The 15091-nt window shown below is 38.7% G+C and carries 12 protein-coding genes and 3 rRNA genes; all 15 read right to left on the minus strand.

Annotated features, from left to right (window positions below; genetic code table 11):
* Positions 1-88: 88 nt before the first annotated feature.
* A complete protein-coding gene (gene rsmI, locus SSP_RS11410; RefSeq protein WP_002484214.1) occupies positions 89-925 on the minus strand; it encodes a 16S rRNA (cytidine(1402)-2'-O)-methyltransferase in 837 nt (278 codons plus the stop codon).
* A 3-nt stretch (positions 926-928) separates the two neighbouring features.
* Entirely contained in the window at positions 929-1177 is a 249-nt protein-coding gene (locus SSP_RS11415; protein ID WP_011303879.1) for a GIY-YIG nuclease family protein, read from the minus strand.
* A complete protein-coding gene (locus SSP_RS11420; protein ID WP_002484216.1) occupies positions 1170-1895 on the minus strand; it encodes a tRNA1(Val) (adenine(37)-N6)-methyltransferase in 726 nt (241 codons plus the stop codon). The genes SSP_RS11415 and SSP_RS11420 overlap by 8 nt, the downstream gene beginning before the upstream one ends.
* Before the next feature lie 119 nt (positions 1896-2014).
* A complete protein-coding gene (gene yabA / locus SSP_RS11425; RefSeq protein WP_011303880.1) occupies positions 2015-2356 on the minus strand; it encodes a DNA replication initiation control protein YabA in 342 nt (113 codons plus the stop codon).
* Between the two features lie 15 nt (positions 2357-2371).
* Positions 2372-3175, minus strand: a complete 804-nt coding sequence (locus SSP_RS11430) for a PSP1 domain-containing protein (RefSeq protein WP_002484218.1) — start codon at positions 3173-3175, stop codon at positions 2372-2374.
* Positions 3176-3177: 2 nt separating this feature from the next.
* Complete coding sequence (locus SSP_RS11435) at positions 3178-4104, minus strand: ATP-binding protein (RefSeq protein ID WP_041784847.1); 927 nt, start codon at positions 4102-4104, stop codon at positions 3178-3180.
* Between the two features lie 134 nt (positions 4105-4238).
* Positions 4239-4568, minus strand: coding sequence for a cyclic-di-AMP receptor (locus tag SSP_RS11440; RefSeq protein ID WP_002484220.1), 330 nt, complete (start codon positions 4566-4568; stop codon positions 4239-4241).
* A gap of 26 nt (positions 4569-4594) precedes the next feature.
* Positions 4595-5212 (minus strand): dTMP kinase, encoded by a 618-nt coding sequence (tmk, locus tag SSP_RS11445; RefSeq protein WP_011303882.1) that lies wholly within the window; start codon positions 5210-5212, stop codon positions 4595-4597.
* Between the two features lies 1 nt (position 5213).
* Positions 5214-6557: an aminotransferase class V-fold PLP-dependent enzyme gene (locus tag SSP_RS11450; protein ID WP_011303883.1), complete on the minus strand. Its 1344-nt coding sequence runs from the start codon at positions 6555-6557 to the stop codon at positions 5214-5216.
* Positions 6558-6846: 289 nt separating this feature from the next.
* Positions 6847-6961 (minus strand): 5S ribosomal RNA (gene rrf, locus SSP_RS11455).
* 78 nt (positions 6962-7039) lie between these two features.
* Positions 7040-9962 (minus strand): 23S ribosomal RNA (locus SSP_RS11460).
* 284 nt (positions 9963-10246) lie between these two features.
* Positions 10247-11799: ribosomal RNA gene (locus SSP_RS11465) — 16S ribosomal RNA — on the minus strand.
* Together the 16S, 23S and 5S rRNA genes form the textbook arrangement of a ribosomal RNA operon.
* Positions 11800-12336: 537 nt before the next feature.
* On the minus strand, positions 12337-12933 hold the full coding sequence (gene recR / locus SSP_RS11470; protein WP_002484223.1) for a recombination mediator RecR: 597 nt from the start codon (positions 12931-12933) through the stop codon (positions 12337-12339).
* Between the two features lie 4 nt (positions 12934-12937).
* A complete protein-coding gene (locus SSP_RS11475) occupies positions 12938-13255 on the minus strand; it encodes a YbaB/EbfC family nucleoid-associated protein (protein WP_002484224.1) in 318 nt (105 codons plus the stop codon).
* Positions 13256-13344: 89 nt separating this feature from the next.
* Positions 13345-15057 (minus strand): DNA polymerase III subunit gamma/tau, encoded by a 1713-nt coding sequence (gene dnaX, locus SSP_RS11480; protein WP_011303884.1) that lies wholly within the window; start codon positions 15055-15057, stop codon positions 13345-13347.
* Between the last annotated feature and the right edge of the window lie 34 nt (positions 15058-15091).

Raw genomic sequence — 15091 nt, forward strand, 5'->3', positions numbered from 1 at the left:
TATGGGAGTTTTTCAACTCTTTTTTATTGTTTATATATGATTTTATATTAAGTCACTTTCACGTCTCTTTTGAAGACTTATAAAATGATTAATTAACCTCATGATAAATGTCGTATACTTCGCTCGTTTTCATATGACGTGCTTCCGCAACAACTTTTATAGCTGCTTTAGGTTTCATATTTTGATTTATATGATACGTTACATGTTCTTTAATAGACATATCCTCAAACCACGAAGTATCCTCTGCATGTTCATCACCTTCAACAAGGACAACGAACTCACCTTTCAACGGAATATTTCCATCTTCAAGTTGCTCAATCACTTCGCTTACATAGCCTGTGACAATTTGCTCAAACTTCTTAGTAAGTTCTCTTCCAACTGATACTTTACGCGCTTCATCTATGTTTAGAATTGTTTTTAAGGTATCTTTCACACGATGCGGTGATTCATAAATAATCAACGTGCTATCTTCATACATACGCTGTTCTAATATCGAATGTTTTTGCTTTTCTTTTCTAGGTAAAAATCCTAAAAATGTATAAGTAAAAGAAGGCAACCCACTTGCCATCAGTGCAGTTAAACCCGCATTAGGTCCAGGTACTGTTTCTACTCTAATTTGTTTTTCTCTTGCAGCTACAACAAGTTCATATCCCGGGTCACTAATAAGTGGTAAGCCTGCATCTGATACGAGTGCAATATCCACACCTTCTTGTAATTGTTCAATTAAATAATCTGTTTGTTGTTCTTTGTTGTGATCATGATAGGACTTGAGTGGTGCTTGTATCTCATAATGCGCACATAATTTTTTTGTCACCCTCGTATCTTCACAAGCTATCAAATCTACATTCCGTAATATATCTACTGCACGATAAGTAATATCTGCTAAGTTACCGATGGGCGTTCCTACTAAATATAACGTTGACATAAGCTATCCCTCACTTATTAATTTAAGTTTTTTTTGACGTGAAAATGTCTTGATTTCATATTCACGTTTCAATGCTTCAGATTTGGTATCAAACATTTCTTGGTAAACTAATTGTACAGGACGTCTTATTTTTGTATATTTGGCACCTTGACCATTATTATGTTTGATAATTCTTTTTTCTATATCTTTTGCATATCCTGTATATAGACTGCCATCTTTACACTTAACAATATATATATAATGTTTATCCATAATATATTTCTCTCATTTCTTCGGTATAAGTGCCATCTTTGTTATATATGTAGAATGGTGGTTGAATTTCTAAGCCCTGATTCCCGCCTTTTCTACCTTCAACAACAATCGTTTGAGCCGCTTTATCCAGTTTACTGTATATAAAATAAATTTTTTTAGGTTCAATTTGATAAGTTCTCATATGACTTAAGACATCCATTAGACGTTCCGCCCTATGAACCATGATAAATCGACCACCTTGCTTTAACAAATGCCTTGCAGCATAACAACAATCTGCTAATGTACACATTATCTCATGTCTCGCTATCTTATGCGCATCTATTTGATGTTGGTGTTGCTGATTTGTTTTAAAATAAGGAGGATTACAAGTGACTAAATCATATTGAGACGGCTTGAAATATCTATGTGCTTCTTTCAAGTCCATTTGATACATATGGATTCTCTCTTCTAGTTGGTTATATGTAATACTTCTTCTAGCCATGTCTACTAATTGCTCTTGAATTTCGACAGCATCTATCATTTGTTGCCCTTTATTCGATAATACTAAAGGAATTACGCCGTTACCAGAGCACAAATCCATTATATTATCGCGCTTTTTCACATTGGTAAAGTGACCAAGTAATAACGCATCCGTCGAAAAAGAAAATACATTATCATTTTGTATAATTCTAAGGTTTTCTTTTAATAAATAGTCTAACCTCTCATTCTCTAACAACATTTCCCTTTCCTCCCTAAAAAAAGAGGACGAGATAACGATGCTTAATAATCAAGCCTATCGCTACACCTCATCCTCAATCACATGTCATCATTATACATTAACCATTTAAATCAGTTCGATTATTCACTTAATACTTCAAGACAAAATAAACAATCGTCACCTTTTCTGTGTTTACCGAATAATTCTCCATTACAAATATGAAAACCTTCTTTATAAAGCATTGCTAAATTATCTTTGCTACGTAGCGGTTGTTTCTTTGGTAGCTTTTTCCCATTTTCAACCGCTTTAGATTTTTCTTCTTTGTCTATTAAAGTTTTTAAATTTTCATTCTCTATTTGTAAGGCGACATTTTCTTCAATCACTTCAACGGTAAGTTTTTTTAAATTTCCCATATCACTGTTGATTTGGTTTATATTGGCTTCTAGATTTGCTAATTTTTCAAATATGTCGCTACGATTCAATGTTGTATTAGCCTCCTAATTTAATGTTTCTAATTCTTCCATTTTATATTCAAGTGGCTGCTCTAGGCCCTCGACTTTAACTTGCATAGAAATATCTAAAATATTCAAACCTATGACTTTTCCATTACCTTCAGGCGTTTCAATAGCGTCTCCGACATCTGGTAATTGCGCGCGTGCTTCTTCATAATAATCATTTTCATATTTAAGACAGCACATTAGGCGACCACAGGCTCCAGATATTTTAGTGGGGTTGAGAGATAGATTTTGATCTTTTGCCATTTTAATAGAAACTGGTTCAAAATCACCTAAAAACGTAGAACAACACAGTGAACGGCCACATGGCCCTATACCACCTAGTAATTTAGCTTCGTCTCTGACACCAATCTGTCTTAACTCAATACGTGTTTTTAACTTCTGCGCCAATACTTTAACTAACTTTCGAAAATCGACACGTTCATCAGAAGTGAAATTGAAGATAACTTTTGATTTATCTAGTGTGTATTCACAATTTACCAATCTCATTTCTAACTCGTGTTGTTGTATCGTCTCTTTACATAATGCCATTGCCTCATCCGCATCATACTCATTTTTTTCATATTGTAGCAAATCATCTTCTGTAGCGAGACGAACAATTTCTTTTAATGGCAATGTGACATCTTGATCCGCAACATCTAATGGTGCATATTTCACGCGTCCCATTTCTAATCCTCTTTTTGATTCTACGACTACCCAGTCGCCAACGTCTAAATCGAAACCCTTTGGTGAATAATATTCCATTTTACCTGATTTTTGAAAATCTATTCCGACTACATTTTGCATTATTAATTCACCCTTTTTATTACAATTTGTTCAAATACTAACATCGGGTTAACATTTTGATTCAATTTTTTATGTGCTTCTGTTATTTGATCATACATCAAAATAATTTGATTGTATGTTAGTTTTTTCGAAAATGCTTTGATATCTTCCTTTAAATCATGATATATCATATCTTGATCCATACCTACTTTAGCATGCATGACATCTTCAAAGAAACCATTAACTGCTGCTAATGTCACTAACTGTAATTTTCTATTTTTAGCTTGTTTTAATAAATCCACAATAGCTATCAAAGCCATTGAACGATTGGTTAACAATAATTGGCACCATTTAACAACACTCTTGCGTAGAGCCATTAAATCGGTTTCTTCATTAAGCGTAACAGCGACTTCAATTTGCGTTGTATATGTACTTAACAATTCAGCTACTGGTTTAGTAATTTCTCGCTCAACTAATCGATTAATAAACTTGGTTTTATCAATTGGTTTAAAATAAACATGTTGGCATCTAGAATGTATCGTATCTAGAATTTGTTCTGGTTTTGTAGTTAATAAGATGGCTATTGTGTTTTCTGGAGGGTCTTCTAAAAACTTTAAAATGCTATTTTCGCCTTGAACTGTTAGTTTCTCAAAAGATTCAATAATGTACACTTTATAATCGCCTTCGATTGGAAGTTGATTCATGTGATGTACTAATTGTTCAACTTGATCCTTTTTTATTGTTGTTTCTTCTGATGATATATACATAAAATCAGGATGATTAAATGTTTCTACCTTTAACTGACATTGATAATCTCCATTACATAAAATAAGTTTCGTAAAATCAATAGCGACTTGCTGCATTGTTTGGCCATCATCGCCTTCAAATAAGTAAGCATGCGACAATTTGTTTGATTGATACGCTTTCGTCAGTCTTTCTTGTTCATCCATCATAAAGTTACTCCTTTATATAAAAAGGCTGCTCATACATAGTTACCTTACAAAGCACATTTCTTAAGACCATCTTATATGTGTCCTAAACAAAAATGTAATTTGAAAGGTTACCATATATAGCAACCATAATTCTAGAATTGATGGAAAGCTTCAACAGGCATTACAAATACCGTTGCTCCTCCAACCTCTACTTCAACTGGGTAAGGTATATAAGAATCTGCACTTCCACCCATTGGTGTTATAGGTGATACAAGTTGTTCTCTATTACCGCAAGTGTCATTAATCACTTTCAACATTTCGTCTACACGGTCATCTTCGACACCTGATAGGAATGTTGTATTACCCGCTCTTAAAAATCCACCGGTTGTTGCAAGTTTCGTTGCTCTAAAGTTATGTTTAACAAGTTTGTCTGAAAGCTCTTGACTATCTTGATCTTGTACAATTGCTATAATCATTTTCATACTAAACACCTCTTCCCAGTATTATATCATAATTTTTCTAAGTATTTGCTTATAGATTCATATGTTGCGTTCACAACTTCATCTATGCTTCTATCTGCCTCTATCACGATAAAGCGTTCAGACTCATTATGAATAATTTTTTTATATCCTTCAACTACTTTTTCGTGAAATTTTACATCTTCTTGATCAAGACGATTTTGATTTCGTTGATTTTTCAAAATACGTTCCCGACCTACAGCTACACTCACATCTAAATAAATTGTAATATCAGGATATAAACCATTTATTGCAAATTCATTAATAGACTTTACTTCTTCTATTCCTATACCCCGTGCATAGCCCTGATATGCTAAAGAACTATCTATATATCGATCACACAATACTAATTTCCCATTTTCTAAAGATGGAATGACTTTACCCACAAGATGTTCTCGTCTTGAAGCTGCAAATAATAATGCTTCTGTACGATCATCCATGTCGTCACCCTCAAGTAATACCTCACGAATTTGCTCTCCCGTCTTTACGCCACCGGGCTCTCTTGTGAGCACAACACTGTATTGATTTTCTAATTTTTGTGCTACTTGTTGTATCACAGTAGTTTTACCTGAACCTTCCGGCCCTTCAAAAGTTATAAATGCAGACATCTTATTCATCCTTAATTTCTATTTTATTATCTTTCATACCTTCAACTCTAATTTGATGATTACACCAATAATTCATTAATTTTATCATATTTTTAGTGATAATTTCTCCTCTTAGCATGATTGGAATACCCGGAGGATAAGGAGTTAAATGCGTCGCCAATATTTTATTATATGCTTTATCTATATCTATCTTCTTAACCTTATCTATTTCTCTATAATCATACGTACCTTCTTCATTGTAAAAGGGTACATCCGTTACTTCAAACGCAACTCTTGTTTCTATATTTATTGCGCTTATTCTTGCTAACAAATCATCAAATGGAAATTGATCCCCTTTATGCCATAAAGGTAGGACTAGTAAAACTTGATAGTCATCCGCAAGCTCTACATAAATCTCTTGGTTTTCAAAAAGTGTTTGAAGTTCGATTCCTGTATAACCATTACACTGAATATTCAATTTGAGTGGATCTTCTACATCAATAATACGCATACCTTTATCTTTTAACACTTTAATTAACTGTGATCTTTTTTCAAAAAACAGACTACTATCATAGCTTTTATAAAAGTCATGTGCTAATTCTAAACTACTCATCAAAAGATAGGATGGACTTGAAGATTGAAAGTAAGTTAAATATTTCAATATATCTTCACGTAACGGCGCCTTTTTATGTATAAAAATAATAGAACTCATCGTGAGTGATGGCAACGTTTTATGATAAGACTGCACAACATAATCCGCCCCCATATTCAATGTAGAATTTGGAAAACCCATTAAATTGAAATGCGCACCATGAGCTTCATCTATTAATGTAGGAATTTGACATGCTTTCATATACTTAATCGTAGACGCTACATCAAAGCACTCGCCATAATAATTAGGATAAGTGAAAACTGCTAATTTCGCTTTATCTACCTGAGTTTTTAGTGACACTTCGTCTGGACCAACATACTGTTTTGTCTTACTACTTACGCTCGTTTTTAATAATTTACTAGAAGCACGCGCTAAATCCAAAGCATGAAAAACAGATTTATGTACATTTCTTGCGATGATATACTCTCCCTTTACTTTAGAAAAGCTTTGTATCACTGCTAATATACCGGATGTCGTTCCATTGACTAAAAAGTAAGCATCATAATCAGGATGCTTGTTGATATGTTGCATACTTTGCCCAATAACATCTTCAGCTTGATGCAAATCATCCAATCCTGTAATTTCTGTCATATCCATTTCCATTTTCAACTCATTTAAATAGCCTATCGTCATATTTTTATGGCCAGGTACATGCATGGAAATTGGTTTCTTATTCAATAAATGATTGAGCCGATCTGTTAATGGTAATGTCATTAAATCCCCTACTTTTCAAACTGAAATTCTATTTTATATGTCCCTATATTTTAACATGTCCCTAGCGACTTCTCTATAGTCATTATATTCAACTAAATATTCTTACATACGAGTTTTGACTCGTATGTTCATTTAATCAACACCGCTTGTAAGCTCGCTTCGTCTTTTGTTCAGTTCGTCAGTTTCAAACGCTTTCTCATAATAGCTTATTTTAGGTTTTTCAGTTCTTCGAACTGGAGAAGTTAAGCTTTTTTGACACAAAAAAAGAGACCCGCTTGGGTCTCTGATTGCCTGGCAACGTCCTACTCTTGCGGAACGTAAGTCCGACTACCATCGGCGCTAAGGAGCTTAACTTCTGTGTTCGGCATGGGAACAGGTGTGACCTCCTTGCCATTGTCACCAGACAATGAAATGTATGAAATTATACATTCAAAACTAGATAGTAAGTAAAATATGATTCAACCAAACAAAACATTTAAAATTTGATTAAGTCTTCGATCGATTAGTATTCGTCAGCTGCACATATCGCTATGCTTCCACCTCGAACCTATTAACCTCATCATCTTTGAGGGATCTTATAACCGAAGTTGGGAAATCTCATCTTGAGGGGGGCTTCATGCTTAGATGCTTTCAGCACTTATCCCGTCCATACATAGCTACCCAGCGATGCCGTTGGCACGACAACTGGTACACCAGAGGTATGTCCATCCCGGTCCTCTCGTACTAAGGACAGCTCCTCTCAAATTTCCTACGCCCACGACGGATAGGGACCGAACTGTCTCACGACGTTCTGAACCCAGCTCGCGTACCGCTTTAATGGGCGAACAGCCCAACCCTTGGGACCGACTACAGCCCCAGGATGCGATGAGCCGACATCGAGGTGCCAAACCTCCCCGTCGATGTGAACTCTTGGGGGAGATAAGCCTGTTATCCCCGGGGTAGCTTTTATCCGTTGAGCGATGGCCCTTCCATGCGGAACCACCGGATCACTAAGTCCGTCTTTCGACCCTGCTCGACTTGTAAGTCTCGCAGTCAAGCTTCCTTATGCCTTTACACTCTATGAATGATTTCCAACCATTCTGAGGAAACCTTTGAGCGCCTCCGTTACTCTTTAGGAGGCGACCGCCCCAGTCAAACTGCCCATCTGACACTGTCTCCCACCATGATAAATGGTGCGGGTTAGAAATCCAACACAGCGAGGGTAGTATCCCACCAACGCCTCCACGTAAGCTAGCGCTCACGTATCTCAGGCTCCTACCTATCCTGTACAAGCTGTGCCGAATTTCAATATCAGACTACAGTAAAGCTCCACGGGGTCTTTCCGTCCTGTCGCGGGTAACCTGCATCTTCACAGGTACTATGATTTCACCGAGTCTCTCGTTGAGACAGTGCCCAAATCGTTACGCCTTTCGTGCGGGTCGGAACTTACCCGACAAGGAATTTCGCTACCTTAGGACCGTTATAGTTACGGCCGCCGTTTACTGGGGCTTCGATTCGTAGCTTCGCAGAAGCTAACCACTCCTCTTAACCTTCCAGCACCGGGCAGGCGTCAGCCCCTATACATCACCTTACGGTTTAGCAGAGACCTGTGTTTTTGATAAACAGTCGCTTGGGCCTATTCACTGCGGCTCTCCTGGGCGTTAACCCTAAAGAGCACCCCTTCTCCCGAAGTTACGGGGTCATTTTGCCGAGTTCCTTAACGAGAGTTCGCTCGCTCACCTTAGAATTCTCATCTTGACTACCTGTGTCGGTTTGCGGTACGGGCACCACAATTCTAGCTAGAGGCTTTTCTTGGCAGTGTGAAATCAACGACTCGAGGAAACAATTTCCTCTCCCCATCACAGCTCAATCTTAAGAGTGCCGGATTTGCCTAACACTCAATCTCACTGCTTGGACGTACAATCCAATCGTACGCTTCGCCTATCCTACTGCGTCCCCCCATCGCTTAAAACGAATAATGGTGGTACAGGAATATCAACCTGTTATCCATCGCCTACGCCTATCGGCCTCAGCTTAGGACCCGACTAACCCAGAGCGGACGAGCCTTCCTCTGGAAACCTTAGTCAATCGGTGGACGGGATTCTCACCCGTCTTTCGCTACTCACACCGGCATTCTCACTTCTAAGCGCTCCACATGTCCTTGCGATCATGCTTCAACGCCCTTAGAACGCTCTCCTACCATTGTCCTTACGGACAATCCACAGCTTCGGTAATATGTTTAGCCCCGGTACATTTTCGGCGCAGTGTCACTCGACTAGTGAGCTATTACGCACTCTTTAAATGATGGCTGCTTCTAAGCCAACATCCTAGTTGTCTGGGCAACGCCACATCCTTTTCCACTTAACATATATTTTGGGACCTTAGCTGGTGGTCTGGGCTGTTTCCCTTTCGAACACGGACCTTATCACCCGCGTTCTGACTCCCAAGTTAAATTGATTGGCATTCGGAGTTTGTCTGAATTCGGTAACCCGATAAGGGCCCCTCGTCCAAACAGTGCTCTACCTCCAATAATCATCACTTGAGGCTAGCCCTAAAGCTATTTCGGAGAGAACCAGCTATCTCCAGGTTCGATTGGAATTTCTCCGCTACCCACAACTCATCCGCTCACTTTTCAACGTAAGTCGGTTCGGTCCTCCATTCAGTGTTACCTGAACTTCAACCTGGTCATGGGTAGATCACCTGGTTTCGGGTCTACGACCAAATACTCAACGCCCTATTCAGACTCGCTTTCGCTACGGCTCCACATTCACTGCTTAACCTTGCATCAAATCGTAACTCGCCGGTTCATTCTACAAAAGGCACGCCATCACCCATTAACGGGCTCTGACTACTTGTAAGCACACGGTTTCAAGTTCTATTTCACTCCCCTTCCGGGGTACTTTTCACCTTTCCCTCACGGTACTGGTTCACTATCGGTCACTAGAGAGTATTTAGCCTTGGGAGATGGTCCTCCCAGATTCCGACGGAATTTCTCGTGTTCCGTCGTACTCAGGATACACTCAAGAGTGAACAAACTTTCGACTACAGGATTATTACCTTCTTTGATTCATCTTTCCAGATGATTCGTCTAGTCTGTTCTTTTGTAACTCCGTATAGAGTGTCCTACAACCCCAACAAGCAAGCTCGTTGGTTTGGGCTCTTCCCGTTTCGCTCGCCGCTACTCAGGGAATCGATTTTTCTTTCTCTTCCTGCGGGTACTAAGATGTTTCAGTTCTCCGCGTCTGCCTTCAGATATGCTATGTATTCACATATCGATAACACGACATAACTCGTGCTGGGTTTCCCCATTCGGAAATCTCTGGATCAAAGCTTACTTACAGCTCCCCAAAGCATATCGTCGTTAGTAACGTCCTTCGTCGGCTTCTAGTGCCAAGGCATCCACCGTGCGCCCTTAATAACTTAATCTTTTTTGACTTTCAACACGAACAAGTCGGTTGAAAACCCAAAATGTTATTAATCTGTGAGTGTTCTTTCGAACACTAGCGATTATTTCTTTTTGAATTCAAAGCTTGTTAAAAAACTCTAATTCACTCGGTTTTGCTTGGTAAAATCATAAATTTTACTTACTTATCTAGTTTTCAATGTACAAAATAATGCAATGAATACTCCAATGAGCATTCAAAACTGAATACAATATGTCAATGTTATTCCTGCATCTTCGTAAGAAGATGTTCCGAATATATCCTTAGAAAGGAGGTGATCCAGCCGCACCTTCCGATACGGCTACCTTGTTACGACTTCACCCCAATCATTTGTCCCACCTTCGACGGCTAGCTCCATAAATGGTTACTCCACCGGCTTCGGGTGTTACAAACTCTCGTGGTGTGACGGGCGGTGTGTACAAGACCCGGGAACGTATTCACCGTAGCATGCTGATCTACGATTACTAGCGATTCCAGCTTCATGTAGTCGAGTTGCAGACTACAATCCGAACTGAGAACAACTTTATGGGATTTGCATGACCTCGCGGTTTAGCTGCCCTTTGTATTGTCCATTGTAGCACGTGTGTAGCCCAAATCATAAGGGGCATGATGATTTGACGTCATCCCCACCTTCCTCCGGTTTGTCACCGGCAGTCAACCTAGAGTGCCCAACTTAATGATGGCAACTAAGCTTAAGGGTTGCGCTCGTTGCGGGACTTAACCCAACATCTCACGACACGAGCTGACGACAACCATGCACCACCTGTCACTTTGTCCCCCGAAGGGGAAGGCTCTATCTCTAGAGTTTTCAAAGGATGTCAAGATTTGGTAAGGTTCTTCGCGTTGCTTCGAATTAAACCACATGCTCCACCGCTTGTGCGGGTCCCCGTCAATTCCTTTGAGTTTCAACCTTGCGGTCGTACTCCCCAGGCGGAGTGCTTAATGCGTTAGCTGCAGCACTAAGGGGCGGAAACCCCCTAACACTTAGCACTCATCGTTTACGGCGTGGACTACCAGGGTATCTAATCCTGTTTGATCCCCACGCTTTCGCACATCAGCGTCAGTTACAGACCAGAAAGTCGCCTTCGCCACTGGTGTTCCTCCATATCTCTGCGCATTTCACCGCTACACATGGAATTCCACTTTCCTCTTCTGCACTCAAGTTTCCCAGTTTCCAATGACCCTCCACGGTTGAGCCGTGGGCTTTCACATCAGACTTAAGAAACCGCCTACGCGCGCTTTACGCCCAATAATTCCGGATAACGCTTGCCACCTACGTATTACCGCGGCTGCTGGCACGTAGTTAGCCGTGGCTTTCTGATTAGGTACCGTCAAGACGTGCACAGTTACTTACACATTTGTTCTTCCCTAATAACAGAGTTTTACGAGCCGAAACCCTTCATCACTCACGCGGCGTTGCTCCGTCAGGCTTTCGCCCATTGCGGAAGATTCCCTACTGCTGCCTCCCGTAGGAGTCTGGACCGTGTCTCAGTTCCAGTGTGGCCGATCACCCTCTCAGGTCGGCTACGTATCGTTGCCTTGGTAAGCCGTTACCTTACCAACTAGCTAATACGGCGCGGGTCCATCTATAAGTGATAGCAAAACCATCTTTCACTTTAGAACCATGCGGTTCCAAATGTTATCCGGTATTAGCTCCGGTTTCCCGAAGTTATCCCAGTCTTATAGGTAGGTTACCCACGTGTTACTCACCCGTCCGCCGCTAACGTCAAAGGAGCAAGCTCCTTATCTGTTCGCTCGACTTGCATGTATTAGGCACGCCGCCAGCGTTCATCCTGAGCCAGGATCAAACTCTCCATAAATGAATTATGATGTTTGATTAGCTCATAAAATACTAATTTGTGTTATCTCTAACACTTGTTTTGAACCAACAATTTAATGTTGCGTTCGGAATTAACGTTGACATATTGCAATTCAGTTTTCAATGTTCATTTCTTCAATCACAAGAATTAATTTTACTCGCTTTGACTCAGAAAGTCAAGAACTTTTAAAAATTATTTTTCGTTGTGTTTTTCATTTCGTTTTTGTGTTTGTCGTTTTGTTTCGTCCGACAAGATAATACTATACACGCTTAATTTACTTTTAACAACGGTAAAATTTACACTATAACTCCGTGTTTTCATTGCGTTTTCATCAAAAAGCAAACCTCCTTATACATATATTTTTTAAAGTACGGTTTTAGACAATTTAAAGATTGTAACACTACACTTATCATAGATTTACTGCTCAATAACCATACTTTGATTTCTTTTACATTTTTTTTAATTTTATTTACAAAAAAATAAAGCTATCTGTTTAAGATAGCTTTATCGCTTACTTCATATTGTATTTCAACCATATTACATCTCTGTTCTGCCCATGATAGCCTTAGATAATGTAACTTCATCAGCATATTCTAAATCGCCACCAACAGACAAACCTTGAGCTAATCTAGTGACAGTAATTCCAATAGGTTTTACTAATCTAGATATATACATCGCTGTCGATTCACCTTCTAAATTAGGGTTCATCGCTAATATAAGTTCTTTAACTTCTTCATCTTTGAGTCGGTTAATCAAACTAGGGATATTAATGTCTTCTGGTCCAATACCATCCATCGGCGAAATAGATCCATGCAAGACATGATATAAACCTTTATATTCTCTCATCTTTTCCATTGCAATAACATCTTTATCATCTTCGACTACACAAATAACCGAGCGATCTCGTTGTTTATCCTGACATATATAGCAAGGATCCTGTTCTGTAATATGCCCACACTCACTACAATAAGTAAGTTCTCGTTTCACATCTACTAATGCCTTAGCAAATTGTACAACGTCATCTTCTTTCATATCTAATACATGAAACGCCAGACGTTGAGCTGTTTTTGGCCCAATGCCTGGCAGTTTCATGAAACTGTCAATTAGTTTCGAAATTGGTTCAGGATAGTGCATATGATCACATTCCAGGGATGTTTAAGCCTTGCGTATGCTTACCTAAACGTTCTTGTGTAAGTTCATCAGCTTTATTCATTGCTTCATTCGTTGCAGCAATTACTAAGTCTTGTAACATTTCAATATCATCAGGGTCTACCGCTTCTTCTTTAATTTCCACGTCAAGCACCTCTTTATGACCAGAAACTGTTACAGTAACCATACCGCCACCAGCTGTACCTTGTACTTTTTCTTCTTTAAGCTTTTCTTGCTCTTCGCCCATTTTCTTTTGCATTTTTTGCATTTGTTTCATCATTTGTTGCATATTTCCGCCACCGCGCATAAATATATCCTCCTTAAAACTTATATATTATATTGAATATCATTCATCTTTCGTTTCATTATACATGCCTTTTTAATCATTGTCATGTATCACTCTTCATCTATGATATTTACCGTACTTTCACCAAATAGGTCTTTCGCTTTCTGAACTACGTCTACTTCTTCAGGTTCTGTTATATCCGTACCATTGTTATGTGTATCTTCTGATGTTCCTTGCTTCCTATTTTGAAGGTATTCTGATCTCACACGCATCCACTGGTCTGCAGGTACGCCAACCACTTTAACGGTTTTATCTATAATATTACAAACAACATTTTCGATATTTTCACGTTTTTCATCGTCTTTATTCACGATTTCACAATGAATTTCTTCTTCTAATTTAATTAGTACATGCGTTTCACTTGCAGCCACCGGTTCAGAATTTTGTAAAAGACTGACCAATGACTTCATATCATTACTTTTAGCATGATCAACCACTTCTTGCCAGTGATCTTTAAGCTGCTTGATATCATCTTTATTAGCCTTATCTAATACTTTAGCAATTTGCTGCATAGAAAATGCATTTTTAGACTGACTACTTTTAGTTGTAGAACGTTTTGATTGTTGTGGTTGCGCACTCGTTGTTACACCATTCGCTTTAAGTGTTTTTAATTCACTTTCTAATTGTTCCATTCTTTGCAGTAACACATCATTGTTTGGTTCTGTTGCTACACTTGTAGTCGCTAATGTTTGAACACTTTCTGGTTTTTCTTTTATCATTTCTGCGATTTTTACTAACAAGACTTCAAAATGCACACTTTGGTTTACGCTAAATCTAATAGAAACGAGTGTATCATTAATGATACCAATCATTTTGTAAAGTACTTCTAAATCAAAATGCATCAGCGCATCATATTCAGTTTCTTCATTAGATGTCTTATTCATGATTGTATCTCTGACAAAGTAGATCATATCGTTAATCAAACGATTTACTTCTTTACCTTGTGAGATGAATTGATGATACGTAGAGAAGGCGTTTCTCACATCACCTTCTACAACTTCCTTAAATAATTCATTTAAAGCTTTCGCATCTACACTACCAGTAACATTCAATGCATCTTCTAACGTTAAATGTTCATCTCCAAAAGCAATTGCTTGGTCCATGATACTCAATGCATCACGCATACCACCTTCGGATGCTTTGGCGATAAAGTTTAATGCCGCTTCATCATATTCAATCGCTTGCGATTCCGCTACAAACTTTAATCTTTCCACAATTTCTTCCTGGCTTATCGCTTTAAAATCAAATCTTTGAGCTCTTGATATTATTGTCGGAGGTATTTTATGTGGTTCTGTCGTTGCTAAGATAAATATAGCGTGTGCTGGTGGTTCTTCCAATGTTTTAAGCAATGCATTGAAAGCACCTGTAGTTAGCATATGCACTTCATCAATAATATAAACTTTAAACTTTGATTCGCTCGGCGCATATTTTACTTTATCTCTAATATTTCTAATCTCATCTACACCATTATTACTCGCAGCGTCAATTTCAATCACATCTGAGTTAGTCCCTCGTGTAATCCCTTTACAAATTGCGCATTCATTACACGGTTCGCCATCTGAACGTTCAAGACAGTTAATTGCTTTCGCAAACACTTTCGCAATACTTGTCTTACCTGTCCCTCTTGGACCACTGAAAATGTATGCATGGGATTGTTTCTCTTTTGAAATTGCATTGCGTAGTGTTTTAGTTACATGTTCTTGACCTACAACATCTTCGAAACTCTGCGGTCGGAACATTCTATATAAAGCTTGATAATTCACTTTCGCACCTCCAATTGCATTCACAAACTATTAT

The organism is Staphylococcus saprophyticus subsp. saprophyticus ATCC 15305 = NCTC 7292, from assembly GCF_000010125.1.
GTDB classification, from domain to species: domain Bacteria; phylum Bacillota; class Bacilli; order Staphylococcales; family Staphylococcaceae; genus Staphylococcus; species Staphylococcus saprophyticus.